The following is a 21,543-nucleotide window of genomic DNA, read 5'->3' as shown; positions in this document are numbered from 1 at the left end:
GCGGGCCGAGCATGCGGCAGGAGAAGCGGAAAAAAGTGCGCGAAACGGCTGACGACCTCACACCGCCATCGACAGCGGTACACCCTGCAGCCATTCCGGGTGGTAGCGCAACAACATCTCCAGGCCGCGCTCCTGGTAGGCCGGGAAGCTGATCGCGACCAGCGTCTCGCCCTTGACCTTCTGCGGCGGGCCGAGGCGCTGGAGGATCACGCCGTTGCGAACGAAATAGCGCTCCATGGCCGTGGTGGTCACCGCCACCACCGAACTGGCCCCCAGGTACCAGGCGCATTGCAGGCTGGACCAGAATATCTTCATCGCCAGCTGCGGATCGTCCGCCGCGCTGGCGGCGTAGCGCGAAAGCTCCCAGACCGACGGATCGCTCGGCGGGGTTTCGCTGCACAGGTAGGCGAAGACGTCCTTGAGCAGGTAGGCGTCGGTCGTCGGCAGCAGGCGGGCGCAACCGCAGATGCCCTGGCGGCCCATGGCGACGATGTAGCGGGTTTGCGGATGGTCGAACTGGTCGAATTCCTGGTCGCGGACCCTGGAGGTGGAGACCACGTCCCAGCCCAGCTTCTCGATGAAGACTTGATGCCGGTAGCGTCCCAGCTCGGCGATCATGGCGGCGGAAAGCCCTTCCAGCGATTCAGAGAGCAATTCGATCATGACCAAGTCCCCGTGTCGTGCCGGCCGAGAAAAAAAGGCGGCATCCCTACCCTGATACTCCTGGGCCCTCTCAGTCGGAGGACATACCAGCACACACATGAGGGGGAAGACTAAAGGAGGATGAACGGCAGGCAACCTGCCAGATCTGGTAGGGCGCGCCGGCCGGCGCGCCCTGCGCTTCAGATGAGGCCCAGCGCCGCGGCGTAGGCAGCAGCCAGCGTCTTGTTCGGCGCGTCGAACTTCTTCTGGATGTTCTTGTGGTGGAAGTTCACCGTGCTCTCGGAGATGCTCAGGATGATGGCGATTTCCCCGGAACTCTTGCCGTCGGCGGTCCATTGCAGGATCTCGCGTTCGCGATGGCTCAGGCAGACCGGGTTGGACATCAGCATCGGATGCTCCAGGTCGGTCAGCTTCTGGGTCAGCAACTCGATCATGCAACGCAGCCGCAGGCGGATTTCCTCGCGCTCGAAGCTGGAGATGTTCTGCTGGTCGCGCGCCACGGAAAGCACGCTGAGCAAATTGTTCGGCGCGCGGATCGGCAGGGTCGCGCCGACACAGAGGCCCCAATCGCGAGCCTCGTTCCAGAGCATCCGGCTCTGGTCGAACAGGCTGTCGCTCCAGACCACCATTTCCGAGGAGCGCAGGCCGTTGAGGATCGCCGGATCCACGGCCCCGTAGTTCTGCATCTGGTATCGCTCCAGCCAGGCCTTGGGATAGGTGCCATGGACCTCGGTCTTCGGCCGGGTGAAGGGAATCGTGTGGCGCACGCCATAGGCGTAGTAATCGAAGCCCAGGCGCCGCACTTCCTTTTCCAGGACGGCGAACACGCCCTGGCTGTCGTGGATCGGCTGCATCTCGCTACGCAAACCGTCCCACCACAGCAAAAAGCCTCCGTCATTCCTCATTGCAGTAAGCCCTGATCGATAAAATGCATCACAGCAGAATTGGCCCGGGGTATGACGCTGTCAAGCGCGCAGCCTTGCCGATACGGCAAAATCATGGCAACCCTATCTGTTATGCCAGCACCGTTCAGGACGCAGCCTTCAGCCATCGAGCATCCCCCTCCCTATGACAACGTTCGACCACCTGGGCCGCTTTACCGCAAGCGATACTGTGCGGTTGTGACAATTCCATGAAACGCCGACAGGCCGCCGCCATGGCCGGGTCCTCGAGCAAGCGCCACAGCGCCCCGCGCAACTCCTGCTCGCGCAACGGCACGCCCAGGCGCATCCCGCAGCCGAGCCGGACCAGCCGTTCGGCATTGTCGAACTGGTCGTGGGCACAGGGCAGCAGCACCTGCGGCACCCCCTCCGCCAAGGCCAGGCTCATGGCGCCGATACCGCCCGGATGGACCAGCCCGGCGCACGATGGCAGCAAGGCTCCCAGTGGCGCGTAGGCGCGCTGCAGCACGTGGTTCGGCAAGCCGCGCAGCGGTTCCTGGCCGGCGCCGGTGAGGAAGATCCCACGCGCGCCGAGGCGTTCCAGCGCGCGCAGGGCCATGGCGTAGAAGTCGCCCTGCAGGTGTTCGGTCGAGCCCTGGGTGAACACCAGCGGCCGGCTGCCCTGATCGAGAAAGCGTTGCAGTTCGTCGTCGAGCGGGGTCCCCGGGATACTGCCGTCGAACAGCGGGAAGCCGGTCATGTGCAGGGGTTGCGGCCAATCCTGCTGGGGCGGCGCGAACCAGGCCGGGAACAGGCAGACCACGCCCTGCGGCGAATGCATCCATTGGGTGAAGATGCGCTTCACCGGCGTTTCCAGGCCGACCTTGCGGCGCACCGCGTTGATCTCCGGCGCGCAGGTGCGATCCAGCTTGAAGCGCTCGATGCAGCGCCAGAGCAGCTTGCGCATCGCCAGCGGCATCTGCTCGGGCACGTTGAACTTGGGGTGTACCGGCGGCAGGTGCGCCGACAACAGGGTCGATGGCGAGACCTGCGCGGACAGGTAGGGAATCCCGTACTTCTCGTGAGCGATGCGTGCGCCCAGCGCCCATAGCGAGCCGACCACCACGATGTCGTCATGGCGCTGCGCCGAGACGTACTCGTAGACCGGCTCGATCATCCCGGCGATGGCTTGCCAGAGCACGCCGAAGGACGTCTTGGGGTCCCACAGGCGCGGATCGCCCATGGTCCGGCGGTAGGTCAGTTCGTCGCTCAGCGGGACGAACGCGATGCCGTGCTGCTCCACCGCGTCGCGAAACACCGGGATGGTGCAGAGGCTCACGCGGTGCCCGCGCAGTTTCAGGGTCCGGGCCAGGCCGATGAAGGGAAATACGTCGCCGGCCGAGCCGATGGCGATGAGGATGGCGTGCATGGGGCTACTCCGTGCGTTATGCGACCGCAAAGCCCGGCCAGGCCGGGTCTTCGCAGGTCAAGGGTTCAGGCGTAGCCGATGGCCATCTCGTGGAATCCCGCCGCGCGTTCCGCCCGCTGCGGCTCCGGTTGCTTCAGCAGGTGCTCGAGCAGGGCGCGGTGCACGCGTACCGCGGCCAGCTTGGACTCCAGGTCGAGGAAATGCCCGGTGCCCTCCACCCGCGAGAAACTGCAGTGCGGCAGGTAGTCGCGGAACTGGCGGGCGTCCTCGGCGGTGGTGTACTCGTCCCAGCTGCCGTTGATGAAATGCACGTGGCTCTGGATCCGCTCCAGGCAAGCCAGGTAGCCCCGATCGTTGAGCGCCAGCACCTGGTCGATGTGAAAGCGCGCCTGCTCGTATTCGCCAGTGGCCAGCGAAGCCATGTGCTGATGGTTGCTGGCTTTCAGGCGCGGCGGCAGGTATTTGCCGACGGTCTCGTTGAGCAGATGGCCGATCGCCGACTTGTCGTCCAGCTCGATCAGCGCCTGCGCCCGCCCGACGTAGTCGAGCATCGCCTGGTTCAGTCCAGGGGCGAATGCCATCACCACCGAGCTGCGGATACCGCGCGGATTGCGCGACAGCGCCAGCAGCGTGGAGATACCGCCCCAGGACGCGGAGACCAGGTGATTGACCTCGAAGCGCTCGATCAGCGCCAGGAGGATTTCCACCTCGTCGTCCTTGGTGATCAACCCGCGCTGCGGGTTGTGCTGACGCGACTGCCCGGCGAAGGGCAGGTCGAACAGCACCACGTTGAAATGTTCGGCCAGGCACTTGCAGGTCCGGGCGAACGAGGCGGTGGTCGCCATCGCGCCGTTGACCAGCATCACCGTGCTGCGCCCGGGATCCTGCCCAACGCGCTCGACATGTACCCGCAGGCCCTTGCAAACCGATACCAACAGACTTTCGCGCCGCATTTCACACCTCCCAAAAATTTTCGAACAGGCAAACAGCTATCGCTGCCACGGGTATCCCGGCATTACGTAGAGTTCGTTCTTATTGTTCGAACGGCAGACAAGTAACTCAGCGGCCATCCGCGCGGACCAGCCACGGCGGATGCGTACCCCTTCAGGCGAGGGGCTTGTGTGGGTCTTGCAGATCGGCCTGCGCAAACGATTGGCGTCCGTGTTCACGCGTAGCCGATGAACACTTTTTAGCCAATTCGAAAGCTAACGGTAACTGCCAGATTTCACAGGACGGGCGGCCGCCTGCGCATAAGCCCCTGCCCGCCCGCGATAAGGCGTGCCAGAGCGGCCGGCGGGGAACAGCGAGGGGTTGGCGGAAAAGGCATGAAAAAACCGGGCGCCAGGCCCGGTTTCCGGTGTCGAAACGCTCTGGCGTCAGGCTTTTGGCAGGGTCACGCCGCGCTGGCCCTGGTATTTGCCGCCACGGTCCTTATAGGACACTTCGCAGGCCTCGTCGGATTGCAGGAAGAGCATCTGCGCCACGCCTTCGTTGGCGTAGATCTTCGCCGGCAGGTTGGTGGTATTGGAGAACTCGAGGGTCACATGGCCTTCCCACTCCGGCTCCAGCGGGGTGACGTTGACGATGATGCCGCAACGCGCGTAGGTGCTCTTGCCCAGGCAGATGGTCAGGACGTCGCGCGGGATGCGGAAGTACTCGACGGTGCGCGCCAGGGCGAAGGAGTTCGGCGGGATGATGCAGACGTCGCTGTTGATGTCGACGAAGCTTTTCTCGTCGAAGTTCTTCGGATCGACCACCGCCGAATGGATGTTGGTGAACACCTTGAATTCGGCGGCGCAGCGCACGTCGTAGCCGTAGCTGGACACCCCGTAGGAAATCACCCGGCTGTCGTCCGCGCCGCGCACCTGGCGCTCGACGAACGGCTCGATCATGCCGTGCTCCTGAGCCATGCGGCGAATCCACTTGTCCGATTTGATGGTCATGGAGGGTGTCCTGTCGAAAGCTGCGAAAAATGATCGCGAATCTTACCGGGGCCGCCGCCCCAGGGCAAAGGCAGCCGTCGCCGACGGCTGCCCGAGCGCCTCAGTCGTCGCTGATGCTGATGTTCGGCAGGCCGACGCTGGCCCGCTCGCTGAGAACGATGCGCGCGCCGACATGGCGGGCGATTTCCTGGTAGAGCATCGCCAGTTGGCTTTCCGGGTCGGCGATCACCGTCGGCCGGCCGCTGTCGGCCTGGGTGCGGATGGCGATCGACAGCGGCATGGACGCCAGCAGCTCGACGCCGAACTGCGCCGCCAGCTTCTCGCCGCCGCCCTCGCCGAACAGGTGCTCGGCATGGCCGCAGTTGGAACAGATATGCACCGCCATGTTCTCCACCACGCCGAGCACCGGGATGTTCACCTTGCGGAACATCTCCACGCCCTTCTTCGCGTCGAGCAGCGCCAGGTCCTGGGGGGTGGTGACGATCACCGCGCCGGCCACCGGCACCTTCTGCGCCAGGGTCAGCTGGATGTCGCCGGTGCCCGGCGGCATGTCCACCACCAGGTAGTCGAGGTTGTCCCAGGCGGTCTGGGTGATCAGTTGGATCAGGGCACCGGAGACCATCGGCCCGCGCCAGACCACCGGCGTGCTGTCGTCGGTGAGGAAGGCCATCGACATCACCTGCACCCCGTGCGCCTCCAGGGGCTCGAACCACTTCTGCTCACGGACCTTCGGCCGGGTGCCTTCCGGCAGGCCGAACATGATGCCCTGGCTGGGTCCGTAGATGTCCGCGTCGAGGATACCCACCCGCGCACCCTCGCGGGCCAAGGCCAGGGCCAGGTTGGCGGCGGTGGTGGACTTGCCGACGCCGCCCTTGCCGGAAGCCACCGCGACGATGTTCTTCACGTTGCCCATCACCTCGACCTGCGGCTGTGCCTTGTGCGGCTGGATCACGCAGTCGACCCGGACCTCGGCGCGAGCGACGCCGTCGAGCGCCTCCAGGGCCATTTGCAGGGTTTGCGCCAGGCCGTTTCTGAACAGCCCGGCGGCGTACCCCAGTTCCAGGCGCACCCGCACGCGGTCGCCCTGGATCTCCACCTCGCGCAGGCAGCCGGCGCTGACGGGGTCCTGGTTCAGATAGGGGTCCTGGTACTGGCGGAGGGTGGCTTCCACCGTTTGGCGAGTGATAGCGGACATGGGGGATTTCCTGAGGGTTAAGCGGGGAATCGATGCCGGTCATCCTACCCGAGTGGCGCGCGGATGAAAAAAAACCGCCGCTTCTTTATAGTGACCGATCCGTTTAGCTCTCAGCCGATAAGCCGAACCCATGTCCGAACCACGCAAGATCCTCGTTACCAGCGCCCTCCCCTACGCCAACGGTTCCATTCACCTGGGACACATGCTGGAGTACATCCAGACGGACATGTGGGTGCGCTTCCAGAAGATGCGTGGCAACCAGGCCGTCTACGTCTGCGCCGACGACGCCCACGGTTCGGCGATCATGCTCCGCGCCGAGCGCGAGGGCATCACCTCCGAGCAACTGATCGACGCCGTGCGCGCCGAGCACATGGGCGACTTCGCCGACTTCCTGGTGGACTTCGACAACTACCACTCGACCCACTCGGAAGAGAACCGCGAGCTGTCCAGCGCGATCTACCTGAAACTGCGCGACGCCGGGCACATCGACACCCGCCCGGTGACCCAGTACTTCGACCCGGAAAAGCAGATGTTCCTCGCCGACCGCTTCATCAAGGGCACCTGCCCGAAGTGCGGCACCGCCGACCAGTACGGCGACAACTGCGAGGCCTGCGGCGCGACCTACGCCCCGACCGAACTGAAGGACCCGAAATCGGCGATCTCCGGCGCCACTCCGGTGCTCAAGGAATCGCTGCACTACTTCTTCAAGCTGCCGGACTTCGAGGCCATGCTCAAGCAATGGACCCGCAGCGGCGCCCTTCAGGAGTCGGTGGCCAACAAGCTCGCCGAGTGGCTGGACAGCGGCCTCCAGCAGTGGGACATCTCGCGCGACGCGCCGTACTTCGGCTTCGAGATTCCCGACGCTCCCGGCAAGTACTTCTACGTCTGGCTGGACGCGCCGATCGGCTACATGGCCAGCTTCAAGAACCTCTGCGCGCGGCGTCCCGAGCTGGACTTCGACGCGTTCTGGGGCAAGGACTCCAGTGCCGAGCTGTACCACTTCATCGGCAAGGACATCGTCAACTTCCACGCGCTGTTCTGGCCGGCCATGCTCGAAGGCGCCGGCTACCGCAAGCCGACCGCGCTGAACGTGCACGGCTACCTGACCGTGAACGGCCAGAAGATGTCCAAGTCGCGCGGCACCTTCGTCAAGGCGCGCACCTACCTCGACCACCTGGACCCGGAATACCTGCGCTACTACTACGCCTCCAAGCTCGGCCGCGGCGTCGAGGACCTCGACCTGAACCTCGAGGACTTCGTGCAGAAGGTCAACTCCGACCTGGTCGGCAAGGTCGTCAACATCGCCAGCCGCTGCGCCGGCTTCATCCACAAGGGCAACGCCGGCGTGCTGGTCGGCGCCGATCCTGCGCCGGAGCTGCTCGCCGCCTTCCGCGAGGCCGCACCGGGCATCGCCGAGGCCTATGAGGCCCGCGACTTCAATCGCGCCATGCGCGAGATCATGGCCCTCGCCGACCGCGCCAACGCCTGGATCGCCGAACAGGCGCCCTGGGCGCTGGCCAAGCAGGAAGGCCAGCAGGACAAGGTCCAGGCCGTCTGCGGCCTGGGCATCAACCTGTTCCGCCAGTTGGTGATCTTCCTCAAGCCGGTGCTGCCGAAGCTGGCCGCCGCCGCCGAAGCCTTCCTCAACGTCGCCCCGCTGACCTGGGCCGACCACCGGACCCTGCTGGCCAACCACCAACTGAACCCGTTCCAGCCCCTGATGACCCGTATCGAGCCCGCGAAAGTAGAAGCCATGATCGAAGCCTCCAAGGAAGACCTCGCCGCCGCCGCATCCCAACCCGCCGGCAACGGCGAGCTGGTCAAGGAACCCATCGCCGCGGAGATCGACTTCGACGCTTTCGCCGCGGTCGACCTGCGCATCGCCCTGATCGAGAAGTGCGAGTTCGTCGAAGGCGCCGACAAGCTGCTGCGCCTGTCGCTGGACATCGGCGACGCGAAGCGTAACGTGTTCTCCGGGATCAAGAGCGCGTATCCCGACCCGAGCGCCCTGGAAGGCCGCCTGACGCTCTATGTGGCCAACCTGGCGCCGCGCAAGATGAAGTTCGGGGTGTCCGAGGGCATGGTCCTGGCCGCCGGCCCAGGTGGCGAGGAGATCTACCTGCTGAGTCCGGACAGCGGAGCCAAGCCGGGCCAGCGCGTCAAGTAACGCAGACCACGAAGCCATGGAGGGCTCGATAGAATGAACGCATGGAAGCTTGCCGCCGGCGTCCTGCTGGCGGCGCTCTACGGATGCTCCGCCGAACACGCCGAAAGCGTCTCCGGCAATGCCGGTTTCCAGGGCGAGACGGGCAAACCCGGCACCGCCCTCGCCTACGAACACCGCGTCGGCATCCGCCTTTCCGCCGCGCGTATCGACGCGCAACTCGCCGCCAGCCGCGACGCCTGCAACAGCGAGCGCTTCGGCCAGTGCGACGTGCTCGCCATCGAACAACGCGGCGGTATCGGCCATTACGCCGAACTCACCGTGCGCATCGTCCCGGACGGCGTGGAGAAGCTGGTCGCGGCCGCTGCCGAGGGCGGCACGCTGGAAAGCCGGCAGACCCGCGCCGAGGACCTGGCCCAGGCGGTCGCCGACACCCGCCAGCAACGCGAGCGCCTGCAACGCGAGTACCAGACCCTGCAGCAATACCAGGGGCGCAAGGACATGAGCGTCGGCGACCTGCTGGCCCTGGCCAAGGAAATCGCCGCGGTGGAAGCCCAACTGGCCGACAACGCCCAGGCCGGCGCCCAGCAGCAGCGGCGCATCGCTACCAACCTGCTGACCCTGAGCTTCAGCAACGAGGCGCAGCCGGACAGCCGCCTCGGCCAGCTCGCCACGGCCGCCGGGCAACTGCTCGACGACCTTGTCGATGGCACCATCGCCGCGATGAAATTCTTCGCCTACAGCCTGCCGTTCCTCGTCGTGCTGCTGCCGCTGGGCCTGTTGCTGCGCGGCCTGTGGCGCTGGCTGCGGCGGCCCGGCAAGAACGAGGCGCGCTGAGCCCAGGCATACGGGCGGACCGGGAGGGTCCGCTCTTTCGCCCAGGACCGCCTGACGGGCCTGGCAACTCACAAGGAGGAAGACCGATGACCGCCACCAGCGACCTGATCGAGTCACTGATTTCCTATAGCTGGGACGACTGGCAGGTGACCCGCCAGGAAGCCCGCCGGGTGATCGCCGCGATCCGCAACGACAACGTGCCCGATGCGACCATCGCCGCACTCGACAAGAGCGGCTCGCTGATCAAGCTGTTCCAGCGGGTGGGCCCGCCGGAACTGGCGCGCTCGCTGATCGCCAGCATCGCCGGGCGCACCACCATGCAGCGCTACCAGGCACGCAATGCCTTGATCCGCAGCCTGATCAACAATCCCCTGGGCACCCAGACCGACAACTGGATCTACTTCCCCACCATCACTTTCTTCGACATCTGCGCCGACCTCGCCGACGCCGCCGGTCGCCTGGGCTTCGCCGCGGCCGGCGCCACCGGGGTGGCCAGCCAGGCGATCCAGGGTCCGTTCAGCGGGGTCGGCGCCACCGGCGTCAATCCGACCGACCTGCCGTCCATTGCCTTCGGCGACCAGCTCAAGCTGCTCAACAAGGACCCGGCGACCGTCACCAAGTACAGCAACCCGCTCGGCGACCTGGGCGCCTACCTGAGCCAGCTGTCGCCGCAAGACAAGCTGAACCAGGCACAGACGCTGGTCGGCCAGCCGATCAGCACGCTGTTCCCCGACGCCTATCCGGGCAACCCGCCGTCGCGGGCCAAGGTCATGTCCGCGGCTGCGCGCAAGTACGACCTGACGCCGCAACTGATCGGCGCGATCATCCTCGCCGAGCAGCGTGACCAGACCCGCGACGAAGACGCCAAGGACTATCAGGCGGCAGTCAGCATCAAGAGCGCCAACACCTCCATCGGCCTCGGCCAGGTGGTGGTCTCCACCGCGATCAAGTACGAGCTGTTCACCGACCTGCTCGGCCAGCCGGTGCGCCGCGGCCTGTCGCGCAAGGCGGTCGCCACCCTGCTGGCTTCCGACGAATTCAACATCTTCGCCACCGCCCGTTACATCCGCTACGTCGCCAACCTGGCGTCGCAACAGGACCTGCGCAAGTTGCCGAAGACCCGCGGTGCATTTCCCTCCATCGATCTCCGCGCCTACGCCGGCAATCCTCGCAACTGGCCGCGGGACAATGTCCGCGCGCTGGCCTCGGAATACACCTCGCGGCCCTGGGACGACAACCTGTCGCCGGGCTGGCCGATGTTCGTCGACGATGCCTACGCCACCTTCCTCGACCCTGGAATGAGGTTCCCATGAAGACAGTCGCCCTGATTCTCGCCAGCCTCGCCCTGCTGGCCTGCACCGCGGAGTCCGGGGTGGACTTCGACAAGACCCTGACCCACCCGAACGGCCTGGTGGTGGAGCGCCCCGTCGGCTTCGACGCGCGGCGCAGCGCCGAGGGCTTCCGCTTCGACGAAGGCGGCAAGCTGCGCAACCCACGCCAACTGGAGGTCCAGCGCCAAGACGCGCCACCCCCGACCGACCTGGCGAGCAGGCGCCTGGGCGACGGCGAGGCGCGCTACAAGGTAGAGGAAGACGACGGCGGCTCCGCAGGCAGCGAATACCGCCTGTGGGCAGCCAAGCCGGCGGGCGCGCGGTGGATCGTGGTCAGCGCCAGCGAGCAGAGCGAGGATGGCGAACCGACCTTCGCCCTGGCCTGGGCGCTGCTGGAGCGGGCCAGGTTGCAATAGAACCGCTCTCTGCGGAGTGCCGGACGCTCCGTGGAACCTCCGTCGATCCGGGCGGAGCAGCATCCTGCTCGGGTTGCGGTAGCGCTTTTTCGCTCAGTCTGCGCCCATCGGATTTTCCCTCACATATTTTGTTTCATAGTACTGAGACTCAGGCGCGCCGCGGTTTTCCGGCGATGTGCGCAACAATTTGCACAGTTTTTTTGACGTAGCATCCGCGCTATCCCGCTCTTCGGAGCGACCACGGCGAACAGGGACGCCAGCCGTGCAGGTTTTTCGAGAAACAGGGGACAGCGGATGTTCAACCCGGCCAACCAGACTCACTTCAGCCTCAGCCTCGACGGCCTCCGCCATGACCTGCAGGTCCTCGCCTTCAACGGCCACGAAGGCATCAGTCGCCCCTACCGTTTCGAACTCGAACTGGTCGGAGAGCGTGCCGGCCTCGACCTCGAAACGTTCCTGCACCGGCCCGCCTTCCTCGCCTTCACCCCGCAGGGCCAGGGTGTCCACGGCCTGGTCTACGGCGCTGCCCAGGGCGATGCCGGCAAGCGCCTGACCCGCTATCGCCTCACCCTCGTCCCACACCTGGCCTACCTCGCCCAGCGCAACAACCAGCGGATCTTCCAGCACCTCACGGTGCCGCAGATCGTCGCCCTGATCCTCGAGGAGCACGGCATCCTCGCCGACGCCTACCGCTTCCAGCTCGGCACCCGGTATCCCGAGCGCGAATACTGCGTGCAGTACGACGAAAGCGACCTGCATTTCGTCCAGCGCCTCTGTGCCGAAGAGGGCATCCATTTCCATTTCCGGCACAGCGCCGAGGCGCACCTGCTGGTGTTCGGCGACGACCAGACGGTGTTCCCCCGCCTGGGCCGTCCCACCGCCTACGTGCACGACAGTGGGCTGGTCGCCGACGAACCGGTGATCAAGCGCTTCAGCCTGCGCCTGGCCAGCCGCACCACGCGCACCACTCGCCGCGACTACGACTTCGAGAAGCCGCGGCTGCTGCTGGAGGCCGCAATCGCCCCGCTGCCGACGCCCCGGCCGAGCCGGACCTGGAGGACTACGACTATCCCGGTCGCTTCGTCGATCGCCAGCGCGGCAAGCACCTGGCCAGCGCGCCCTGGAACGGCACCGCGCCGACTACCGCCTGGCCGAGGGGTCAGCGACCAACCGCTGCTGCTCAGCGGGCACTTCCTGGAGCTCGCCGCCCATCCCCGCGCGGAGTGGAACGACCTCTGGCTGCTCACCGAGGTCTTCCACGAAGGGCGGCAGCCGCAGGTGCTGGAAGAGAGCATCGTCTCCGACACCTCGGCGAGCCCGGACGACTTCCGGCAGGGCTACCGCAACCGCTTCCAGGCCACGCCCTGGGAGGCGTTCTTCCGTCCCCCGCTGGAGCCCCGAAGCCGCGCGTGCTGGGCACCAGACCGCGGTGGTGACCGGCCCGCCGGGCGAGGAAATCCACTGCGACCGCTACGGCCGGGTCAAGGTGCAGTTCCACTGGGATCGCGAGGGCCAGGCCGACGACAAGCAGCAGTTGCTGGTTGCGCGTAGCCTCCGGCTGGGCGGGAAACGGCTATGGCGGCATCGCCATCCCGCGGGTCGGCATGGAAGTGCTGGTGGACTTCCTCGAAGGCGACCCCGACCAGCCGCTGGTCACCGGCTGCCTGTCTACCACAGCCGGAACATCCGGTGCCCTACGAGTTGCCGGCGCAACCAGACCCGCAGCGTCTTCAAGAGCCTCAGCAGCCCTGGCGGTGGTGGCTACAACGAGCTGCGCATCGAGGATCGCAAGGGCCAGGAACAGATCTTCGTCCATGCCCAGCGCGACTGGGACGAGAACATCGAGCACGACCAGAAGATCCGCGTCGGCCACGAACGCCACGACACCGTGGAGGCGAACAGCTACAGCGAGTTCAAGGCCGAGGAGCATCACACCGTGCACGGAGAGCGCAAGGTCGAGCTGAAGGCCGATGACCATCTGACGGTCGGCGACAGCCAGCACGTATCCGGCTTGACGCAAGCGGCATCGCCATCAGCGGCCCGCTGGCACGGATCAATGCAGGCGGCGCGCCGGGAAGCGGCTCGGGGATCGCGATCAAGATGCCGTTGACGCCGGGGGCGGCGGACGCCGATGTCGCAGGACGCCCGCTACAACCCGCCAACGCCGGTCTCCACGCCAGCGATCCGAAGCAGAACGGCGAATACCGCTTCGATATCCGTTTGCAGGATATTCCCGGAGACGAAGGATTCCCCTTGATTCATACGCCCTGGCGCATCGTCCAGGGTAAGGAGCACAACCTGGTATTGGAAGGCGAGAGCGACGAGAAGGGACGGTTGGTGCTGGACGACACTCAACAGCGTCAGCTATCGAACGCCTGCGAGCGTGCGCCTGGCGATGTCTGGCTGGTGTATCCGGGGCAACGAATAGGCATCCGTCCGCATCGGGAGCGTGAGGGTTGGGACGCCACGCGCCACGCGCTGGGCGCGCTGGACTTCCATGACACCCTGGGCGGCCAGCGCGCGCCCACCCCGCTCGAACACCAGCGCGGCAAGCTCGACAGTTGCTGCGAAGGCGACCTTTATTCCCACCTACTGGCCAAGGACTGATCCATGTTGCAGAAGAAGCCCTACAACGGCCTCCACGAAAAGGAACTCAACCAGATCAACCAGCAGGATGGCAGCCCCTGCGTAGCCATTTCCGCACCGGGCTGTTTCATCAAGGGGTCCAACCTCTTTTCCGAAAAGCGGGCCGGTAACCGGGTCCGCTTCTTCACCACCGGCCGGGACTACTTCAGCGACCTGGCCAGCGCCCTCGACAGCGCCAGTTCGAGCATCTTCATCACCGGCTGGCAGGTCAACTACGACGTCCTCCTCGACGGCCGCCGCAGCCTCTGGCAGTGCCTGCGCCAGGCGCTGGAGCGCTCGCCCGCGCTGAAGGTCTACGTGATGCCCTGGCTCAGCCCTTCCGGCAGCCTCGGCACCTATGACTTCGAAACCATGCTCGCGGTGTTCCAGCTCAACGCCGGACTCGAGGGCGGCGCGCGCGCCTTCTGTACGCCGGCGATCCAGCAGAGCGACATGCAGGGACTGGGCGTCGCCTTCTCCCACCACCAGAAATCCGTGGTGATCGACAACCGCATCGGCTATGTCGGCGGGATCGACCTTGCCTATGGCCGTCGCGACGACAACGATTTCAGCCTCGACGCCTCCGGGCGCCGGGGCAACGACGCCTATAATCCCGGCCTACCGCATCTTGGCTGGATGGCGGAGGACGAACACGTCAGCTCCATGGGCCTGATGATGGCCACCCTGTTCGACCTTTCCAGGCCGCTCGCCAGCCTGACGCTGCATGCGCCCACCCTTCGCCTGTCGCCCTTCCCGCACATCGCCGCCAGCGACGAACCGCTGCTGAGCATTCCCCTCGCACCCAGCCGCGCCCGCGCCCTCAACGGCGCCGCCTACCTTTCCGACCTGTTCCGCAGCCCGATGCTGCCCTCCCTGCAATGGCTCGGCCGCGCCTACAACAGCTCGAAAGAAGGCCTGGACGAAGGCTTCGAACGGCTCGATGCGCTCAGGCGGCAGATGGTCGCCAGCAGCATCCGCGCCATTGCCAACCTGATCGCCGACAACCTCGACGCCCTGCCCATCGAGCCTGAACTCGAACGCCGCCTGCGCGCCTGGCTGGAGGAACTGCGCACGGCCGCGCTCAACCTGCCGGAAGCCCTGCGGATCAAGAGCCTGCTCCTGATCAACCAGTGGATGAGCGAAACCGAACTGGGCCAGGTCCTGACCCTGATCAGCGGCAAGGGCTTCGAAGATATCCCGCAGAACCTGAGCGGCAAGGCCGGCGAGTTGGCCGGCTCGCTGTTCTGGACACTCCACAGGCTGTTGCAGGCTCGCGCCGGAGGCCACCAGCAACCCTATCGCTACCTGGACGAAGCGCCTCAGCCATTGGCCTCGCCGGACAACGCCCGGCTGGCCGCCGACCAGCCGCGCATGCCCTGGCAGGATGTGCATTGCCGCATCGAAGGGCCGTCGGTGTACGACCTGGCGCGCAACTTCATCGACCGCTGGAACGGCCAGCAGGCCTACCTGGCCAAGACGCCGGCGCTACAGGATACGGCGCTGGTACGCAGCGCCCTGGAAGCCGTGATGAAGTGGCTGAACAGCCTGGCCGCCGCCGCGGGATTGGAGAACTACCTGGACGAGAAGCGCAACCTCCGGCTCGAACTGGACCCACCCACGCCCTGCTGGATCAACGCGCCGGAACAGTTGCCGCAAGAGCCGGAGGTGCGCCGCGGCGGCATGACCGTACAGGTACTGCGCAGCGCCGCGGCGCGCATGCTCGAACAGGAGCAGGCCGGCCGCCTCGGCGCGGGAGTGAACCTGCCCTTGCAGGTCGGCGTCTCCACCGAAGGAGTCCAGAGCAACTGCAAGGACGCCATGCTCCTGGCGATTTCCGGGGCGCAGCAGTTCATCTATATCGAGAACCAGTTCTTCCAGAGCGAGTTCGGCAAGGAAAGCGAAGTTTTCAAGGATCTGCCCCTTTCAGGCCCCATGGCCAGTCTGCGCGACGTTGGCAGCCTGCGACGCGACTTCGTCGTCCGGATACGCTTGGAGGAAGCCCTGGAGCAGCGCGACCTCTGGCTGCTGGACTGGGCCGAAGTGGAGAAGATCGCCCAGGAGCCTGGCACCGAGGCCCGCCAGTTCCTCAAGTCGATGCTCGCCATGTGGGGCGTGAACGCCCAGGGCTGGCTCACCCACAAGCTCGGCGAGGCCCAGCACGGCCTGCTCAACGAGATCGGCGAAGCCCTGGCGCGGCGCATCGAACGGGCCATCCAGCGCGAGCACCCGTTCCACGTCTACCTGGTCCTGCCGGTGCACCCGGAGGGCGCGCTGAACGTGCCGAACATCATGCACCAGGTGCACCTGACCCAGCAGAGCCTGGTGTTCGGCGAACAGAGCCTGGTCAAGCGCATTCAGCGGCAGATGGCGCTCAAGGCCCTGGAAGGCAAGTCCGACCCGGCCCAGGCCCGGGAAATCATCGAGCGCAAGGACGCTCGCGGTCGCCCGGTCTACGAACAGCAGGACTGGAGCCGCTACCTGACCCTGCTCAACCTGCGCACCTGGGCGGTGCTCGGCGGGCGGGTGGTCACCGAACAGATCTACGTGCACAGCAAGCTGCTGATCGCCGACGACCGGGTGGCCATCCTCGGCAGCGCCAATATCAACGACCGCAGCCTGCAAGGCGAGCGCGACTCCGAGCTGGCGGTGATGGTGCGCGACAGCGAGCCGCTGACGGTCAGGCTGGACGGCAAGAACGACGCCATCGTCGGCAAGGCCATCCACCAGTTGCGGGTGAATTTGTGGAAGAAGCATTTTGGCTTGAGCCAGGGGCCAGGCGGTTTCGTCAAGCCGGCCAGCGAGTTGAGTGCTTATCTGTCCATCCCGGCGGCTCAAGAGGCCTGGGAAGCTATACAAACATTAGCCAAGGAGAATACTCGTGCCTATGAACGGACTTTCAATTTTATTCCCCAAAATATCAGCCAGACTCAACTGCAACTGACTCCAGAGCCGCCTAAAGGATTTGAGGACGGATTTCCCGCCTCCATATGGCCAACCTGGGCATACAGAAAACCTGGCGAGTTAAGGGCGGGCGGACAACTGATGGAGCCGATGCCATATCAGGAAATCTTCTGGCGCTCATCTAATCTCACTTCGGTGAAAACCTTCCCACCACCCAACGGGGTTTCCGGTTTCATCACGGCTCTACCAACCAGTTGGACCCGTGGTGAGCGCAATGATTCTGGCTTGAATCTAAGCATCCTGGCACATCAGGACAGCAGATCGCTTCCCACCCAGGTCGCCATGAATGGAGATAGCTCGGCACAAGGAAAGCATCGCACATGAAAAGGGTTTTGATGGGTCTTATCCTATTGAGCAGCTCGAATATAACTTGGGCAGAAGCCCCCTCAAGTAAATACCAGGAGTGTCTGGGTCGAATGACCTTCGAGATACCGGAGGAGATGGAGTGGGCAACTTATGATGCCTCACGAGTCTGGCAGATATCCAAAGGGGGGGGGCATAACTTTACCGCCGAGGTGACCGCCGTAGGTGACAACGGCAGCTATGACTACGACAGTATGATTTTTTACGTTTCCGAAAAGGTTGATAAAAATGAATTCCATAACGCCTCAAACTACATAAAAGGAACAGCAGAAATATACCAAGACCATCTTAGAGAAAACATAAAACTAGATAAGAAAGCAATAAGTACGCTCCAAAAAAACAAGAGCGAAGAGAAAAGTATTGAACGGATAAAAAAAGGAATCGCAGAAATGGAGGCCAAGATTCCTCTCGCCAAGATCTACGAACACGATCTCGGCATCCCCGACTCCCATATCCTTGGCAGCAAGAATATCCCCTTCCATGTCCTGCTCTGGCGCAACCAGCGGGTCTATTACTTCACCTTCTCCAAGCCGACCGAGAACTCCGCCCAGCGCATCAAGGACCTAATCGCCCGTTTCCGCACCCGCGAGCTTTACGAAGTGCCGAACGAACCGGGCATCTGCTTCCCCTACGGCTTTATCGCCGACGACGGCAAGACCGCCTACGAACTGAAGAACAGCCTGCGTTTCACCCGCACGCCCAACGTGATCTTCAGCCTGCTCACCGCCTCGGCCAACGATCCCTGGCAGACCCGTCCCACCAGCGGCCTCTACGACAGCGACTTCCGTCCCGGCTACGACCGGCAGAAATGGAAAAAAAGCGCGCTGCTCGACAGCCTCCACATCGGCAAGCGCCTGGCCGCCTTCGAAGGCTGGCGCCTCGACCCGCGCCCCGACTCCGGCGAACGGGAACGCGCCTGGTTCGGCCTGGCCCATACAGGCGGCACCCTCGATCCGCTGGTAGCGATCCAGGTGCAGACCTTCCAGAAAGGCACCGACGACCTCACCGACTACACCCCGCCCCCCGAAGAAGTACTGCCCCGCCTGAAGGCCCTGAGCCAAAGCATCGAGCAGCGGCTGGCGCGCTGAAACCCACATCGCGGGCACTTGCACGAGCCTCCGCCATGGACCATGGGTCCTGGCGGCGCCTGCGACTGACTGGGTTGCCATGCCAAACTGCGAAGGTACGCTAGCCTTGCAGGGCAATCCCACCCGATAATAGGGGATTTCCCCGACGGCCCCGGCCCTGCAACGAATGCTTCGCGTATGACTGAACTCGCCCTGATCCTGGTCAGTGCCATCCTGGTCAACAACTTTGTCCTGGTGCAGTTCCTCGGCCTGTGCCCGTTCATGGGCGTGTCGCGGAAGATCGAGACGGCCATCGGCCTGTCCCTCGCCACCACCTTCGTCCTGACCCTGGCGGCGATGTGCAGCCATATCCTGCAACGCTACGTGCTGCGCCCGCTGGACCTGGAGTACCTGCGCACCATCGGCTTCATCCTGGTGATCGCGGTGGTGGTGCAGTTCACCGAGATGCTGGTGAAGAAGACCAGCCCGCTGCTGTACCGGGTGCTCGGCATCTTCCTGCCGCTGATCACCACCAATTGCATCGTCCTCGGCGTCGCCCTGCTCAACGCCAACAAGGCTGAATACGGCTTCCTCCAGGCCACTACCCAGGGCTTCGGCGCCGGGCTGGGCTTTTCCCTGGTGCTGGTGCTGTTCGCCGCCCTGCGCGAGCGCATCGCCATCGCCGACGTGCCGGCGCCGTTCCGCGGCGCGGCCATCGGCATGATCACCGCCGGCCTGATGTCGCTGGCGTTCATGGGCTTCAGCGGGTTGGTCCGGCCATGAACGGCGTGTTCCTGGCGATCGGCGCGCTGCTGCCGATCTGCCTGGCCGGCGGTGCGCTGCTCGGCTATGCGGCGGTGCGCTTCCGCGTCCAGGGCGATCCGGTCGCCGAGCAGGTCAACGCCCTGTTGCCGCAGACCCAGTGCGGCCAGTGTGGCTACCCCGGCTGCAAGCCCTACGCCGAGGCGATCGCCGCCGGCGACAAGATCAACAAGTGCCCGCCGGGCGGCGAAGCGACCATCCGCGCCCTCGCCGACCTGCTCGACCTGGAGCCCGAGCCGCTCGACGCCGCCGAGGAAACCCCGCCGCGGGTAGCCTACATCCGCGAGGCCGAATGCATCGGCTGCACCAAGTGCATCCAGGCCTGCCCGGTGGACGCCATCGTCGGCGCCGCACGGTTGATGCACACGGTGATCGCCGACGAATGCACCGGTTGCGACCTGTGCCTGGAGCCCTGTCCGGTGGACTGCATCGAGATGCGCGAGATACCGGACGACGTGCGCCACTGGAAATGGCCGCAGCCGTCGCCGCGACTGATCGCCAGCGACCGGGAGCGAGCGGCATGAGCGCCCTGCACGCCTTCCCCGGCGGCCTCTGCCTGCCGGCCAACAAGGAGCGCTCCACCGCCCTGCCGATCCAGCAGGCGCCGCTGGCGCAGCGCTACATCGTGCCGCTCGGCCAGCACATCGGCGCGCCGGCGCGGCCTTGCGTGGAAGTCGGCCAGGCCGTGCTCAAGGGCCAGACCATCGCCCTCCCGGACGGCACCGTCAGCGCCGCGCTGCATGCCCCGACCTCGGGTACCGTGGTGGCGATCGGCGCACACCCCTATCCGCATGCCTCCGGTCTTCCCGCGCCGGCCATCGTCATCGCCAGCGACGGCCTGGAGCGCTGGACCGAGCTGCATCCCTGCCCGGACTTCCGCGCCGAAAGTCCGCTGGCGCTGCTCGAACGCATCCGCGCGGCCGGCATCGGCGGTCTCGGCGGCGCCGGCTTCCCCACCGCGGCCAAGCTCGCCGCGCGCCCGGCGGAAAAGATCCATACGCTGGTGGTGAACGGCGCCGAATGCGAGCCCTACATCAGCGCCGACGACCTGCTCATGCGCGAGCGCGCCACGCAGGTGCTGGGCGGCATCGATATCCTGGTGCAGATCCTGTGCCCCGAAGAGGTGCTGGTCGGCATCGAGGACGACAAGCCGGAAGCCATCGCCGCCCTCGGCGCCGCCCTCGGTGAACGGCCCTATCGCATCGTCGCCCTGCCGACCCGCTATCCCTCGGGCGGCGAGCGCCAGTTGATCCAGTTGCTCACCGGCAGGGAAGTCCCGGCGGACGGCCTGCCGGCGGACATCGGCATCCTGTGCCAGAACGTCGGCACCCTGGCCGCCGTGCACGATGCCGTCGTCCTCGGTCGGCCGCTGATCTCGCGGATCACCACCCTCGCCGGCAGCGCCCTGGAGCGGCCGATGAACGTCGAGGCGCTGATCGGCACGCCGGTGCACGAGTTGCTGGCGTTCGCCGGCCTCGCCGAGGGACGCCTGCAACGCGTGCTGATGGGCGGGCCGATGATGGGCTTCGCCCTGCCCGATCTCTCGGTGCCGCTGATCAAGACCTGCAACTGCCTGCTCGCCGGCGATGCCACGGAGCTGCCGGAACCAGTGCCGGCCATGCCCTGTATCCGCTGCGGCGACTGCGCCCGGGTCTGCCCCGTCAGCCTGCTGCCACAACAACTGCATTTCTTCGCCCTGGGCGACGAGCACGAGCAATTGCTCGCCCACAACCTGTTCGATTGCATCGAATGCGGCGCCTGCGCCTACGTCTGCCCGTCGGGCATTCCCCTGGTGCAGTACTACCGCGCGTCCAAGGCGGAGATCCGCGAGCAGCGGCAGAAGCTGCTGAAGGCCGAACAGTCCCGTGAGCGTTTCGAGCAACGCCAGGCTCGCCTGCGCCGCGACGAGGAGCGCCGGGCCGCAGAACGCGCCCAACGCGCGGAGAAGGCCGCGCTGGTGCGCGCCGCCCAGGCCGAGCGCGAGGAAGCCGCCCCCGCCACGGCGGTCGACCCGGTGCAGGCGGCGATCGAGCGGGCCAGGGCGCGCAAGCAGGCCGGTAGCGGCAGCGAACGACTGAAACGGCTGAAGATCGAAGCGAGCATGGCGCGGGTGGCCCTGAAGAAGGCCGAGAAACAGTTGCTCAGCCACGACACCCCGGAACAGCATGGCCTGGTCGCGGAACTGCGCGCCGCCGCCGAGGCCGCCGACAAGGCCCTGGCCGATGCCGAAGCCAGCCTGCCGCGCGACCTACCCAGCGCACCGCCAGCCGCGCTCGACGACGAAGCCGAACTGAAGAAGGCCAAGGCCCAGGCCGCCATGGCCCGCGCCCAGCTCAAGCGCTCGGAAAAGGCCTTCGGCGAAGCGCCCGGCGCCGAGCAGCGGGCGACCCTCGACGAACTGCGGGCCGAGGTCGAGCGTTGCGAAGCCACCCTGGCCCGCCTCGAGCGTCACGCGCCGAAGCCCGCGGCGCCCGGCGACGACGGCCAGGCGGCGCTGAAGCGGGCGAAGATCGCCCTGGTCGGCAAGCGCGCGGCCTTGAAGAAGGCCGAGCAGGCCGGGGTGATGGACAGCGAGCTGGAACGCCTGCGCGGCGAGCTGCAAGCCGCCGAGCGCGACCTGCATGCCGCCGAGGACGCCTGCGGCAAGCCGGCGCCGGAGCTGGTGCGGATCGACAAGCGCCCGGTCGACCCGCGCACCCGCGAGCTGAAGACCGAGCTGGCCTACGCCCGCGCCGCCCTGAAGAAGCTCGAACGCCTGGCGAACGCCGACCCCGCCGCACTCGCCGCCGCCCGCACGCGCCTGAGCGCCGCCGAGCGCGCCCTGACCGAACACGGCACGGAGTGAC

At 65.9% G+C, this 21,543-nt stretch carries 18 protein-coding genes and 1 pseudogene; 13 read left to right on the top strand and 6 right to left on the bottom strand.

The features are described from left to right. Nucleotides 1–57: 57 nt before the first annotated feature. From rhlI to apbC, 6 genes are all read right to left on the bottom strand, one after another. Nucleotides 58–663: an acyl-homoserine-lactone synthase gene (gene rhlI / locus M6E97_RS04100; RefSeq protein ID WP_003092004.1), complete on the bottom strand. Its 606-nt coding sequence runs from the start codon at nt 661–663 to the stop codon at nt 58–60. 179 nt (nt 664–842) lie between these two features. Next, nucleotides 843–1,568 (bottom strand): transcriptional regulator RhlR, encoded by a 726-nt coding sequence (gene rhlR, locus M6E97_RS04095; protein ID WP_003119559.1) that lies wholly within the window; start codon nt 1,566–1,568, stop codon nt 843–845. 124 nt (nt 1,569–1,692) lie between these two features. Then, nucleotides 1,693–2,973, bottom strand: coding sequence for a glycosyltransferase (locus tag M6E97_RS04090; protein WP_033938334.1), 1,281 nt, complete (start codon nt 2,971–2,973; stop codon nt 1,693–1,695). A 65-nt stretch (nt 2,974–3,038) separates the two neighbouring features. Continuing rightward, nucleotides 3,039–3,926, bottom strand: coding sequence for a 3-(3-hydroxydecanoyloxy)decanoate synthase (rhlA, locus tag M6E97_RS04085; protein WP_003092013.1), 888 nt, complete (start codon nt 3,924–3,926; stop codon nt 3,039–3,041). Nucleotides 3,927–4,349: 423 nt separating this feature from the next. Beyond that, entirely contained in the window at nt 4,350–4,916 is a 567-nt protein-coding gene (dcd, locus tag M6E97_RS04080) for a dCTP deaminase (RefSeq protein WP_003092017.1), read from the bottom strand. Between the two features lie 100 nt (nt 4,917–5,016). Beyond that, the gene (gene apbC, locus M6E97_RS04075; protein WP_003092020.1) at nt 5,017–6,111 is read right to left on the bottom strand and encodes an iron-sulfur cluster carrier protein ApbC; all 1,095 of its coding nucleotides are present in this window, start codon (nt 6,109–6,111) and stop codon (nt 5,017–5,019) included. A 130-nt stretch (nt 6,112–6,241) separates the two neighbouring features. On the opposite strand from apbC, the gene metG reads away from it, so the two are divergent. The 13 genes and pseudogenes from metG (at nt 6,242) to rsxC (ending at nt 21,542) form a co-directional block, all read left to right on the top strand. After that, nucleotides 6,242–8,278, top strand: a complete 2,037-nt coding sequence (metG, locus tag M6E97_RS04070; RefSeq protein ID WP_003092021.1) for a methionine--tRNA ligase — start codon at nt 6,242–6,244, stop codon at nt 8,276–8,278. 33 nt (nt 8,279–8,311) lie between these two features. After that, nucleotides 8,312–9,112 carry a DUF4349 domain-containing protein gene (locus M6E97_RS04065; RefSeq protein ID WP_033938335.1) on the top strand — a complete coding sequence of 267 codons (801 nt, stop codon included), beginning with the start codon at nt 8,312–8,314 and terminating at the stop codon, nt 9,110–9,112. A gap of 86 nt (nt 9,113–9,198) precedes the next feature. Further along, complete coding sequence (gene tse3, locus M6E97_RS04060; RefSeq protein ID WP_003092026.1) at nt 9,199–10,425, top strand: type VI secretion system effector muramidase Tse3; 1,227 nt, start codon at nt 9,199–9,201, stop codon at nt 10,423–10,425. Continuing rightward, the gene (gene tsi3 / locus M6E97_RS04055; RefSeq protein ID WP_003130155.1) at nt 10,422–10,859 is read left to right on the top strand and encodes a T6SS effector muramidase immunity protein Tsi3; all 438 of its coding nucleotides are present in this window, start codon (nt 10,422–10,424) and stop codon (nt 10,857–10,859) included. Before tse3 ends, tsi3 begins: the two co-directional genes overlap by 4 nt. A 294-nt stretch (nt 10,860–11,153) precedes the next feature. Next, the gene (gene tssI, locus M6E97_RS04050; RefSeq protein ID WP_267262520.1) at nt 11,154–12,410 is read left to right on the top strand and encodes a type VI secretion system tip protein TssI/VgrG; all 1,257 of its coding nucleotides are present in this window, start codon (nt 11,154–11,156) and stop codon (nt 12,408–12,410) included. Then, nucleotides 12,401–12,466 (top strand): annotated as a pseudogene (locus tag M6E97_RS31170) (hypothetical protein); the annotation flags it as partial. The gene tssI and the pseudogene M6E97_RS31170, both read left to right, overlap by 10 nt. 53 nt (nt 12,467–12,519) lie before the next feature. Next, a complete protein-coding gene (locus M6E97_RS31165) occupies nt 12,520–12,969 on the top strand; it encodes a bacteriophage T4 gp5 trimerisation domain-containing protein (RefSeq protein ID WP_416383692.1) in 450 nt (149 codons plus the stop codon). Next, nucleotides 12,960–13,466, top strand: a complete 507-nt coding sequence (locus tag M6E97_RS04040) for a hypothetical protein (protein ID WP_033937716.1) — start codon at nt 12,960–12,962, stop codon at nt 13,464–13,466. The genes M6E97_RS31165 and M6E97_RS04040 overlap by 10 nt, the downstream gene beginning before the upstream one ends. Nucleotides 13,467–13,469: 3 nt before the next feature. Beyond that, a complete protein-coding gene (gene pldA, locus M6E97_RS04035; RefSeq protein WP_023111483.1) occupies nt 13,470–16,769 on the top strand; it encodes a phospholipase D in 3,300 nt (1,099 codons plus the stop codon). 428 nt (nt 16,770–17,197) lie between these two features. After that, complete coding sequence (locus tag M6E97_RS04030) at nt 17,198–17,896, top strand: T6SS immunity protein Tli4 family protein (RefSeq protein ID WP_003109999.1); 699 nt, start codon at nt 17,198–17,200, stop codon at nt 17,894–17,896. A gap of 177 nt (nt 17,897–18,073) precedes the next feature. After that, a complete protein-coding gene (gene rsxA, locus M6E97_RS04025; protein ID WP_003092041.1) occupies nt 18,074–18,658 on the top strand; it encodes an electron transport complex subunit RsxA in 585 nt (194 codons plus the stop codon). Next, the gene (rsxB, locus tag M6E97_RS04020) at nt 18,655–19,221 is read left to right on the top strand and encodes an electron transport complex subunit RsxB (RefSeq protein ID WP_003103780.1); all 567 of its coding nucleotides are present in this window, start codon (nt 18,655–18,657) and stop codon (nt 19,219–19,221) included. Before rsxA ends, rsxB begins: the two co-directional genes overlap by 4 nt. Then, on the top strand, nt 19,218–21,542 hold the full coding sequence (gene rsxC / locus M6E97_RS04015; protein ID WP_033939495.1) for an electron transport complex subunit RsxC: 2,325 nt from the start codon (nt 19,218–19,220) through the stop codon (nt 21,540–21,542). The genes rsxB and rsxC overlap by 4 nt, the downstream gene beginning before the upstream one ends. Nucleotide 21,543: the final 1 nt, after the last annotated feature.

It is taken from the genome of Pseudomonas sp. B111, from assembly GCF_026428275.1.
Classification (GTDB): Bacteria; Pseudomonadota; Gammaproteobacteria; order Pseudomonadales; family Pseudomonadaceae; genus Pseudomonas; species Pseudomonas aeruginosa.
This window is presented reverse-complemented; position numbering and strand designations above follow the sequence as displayed.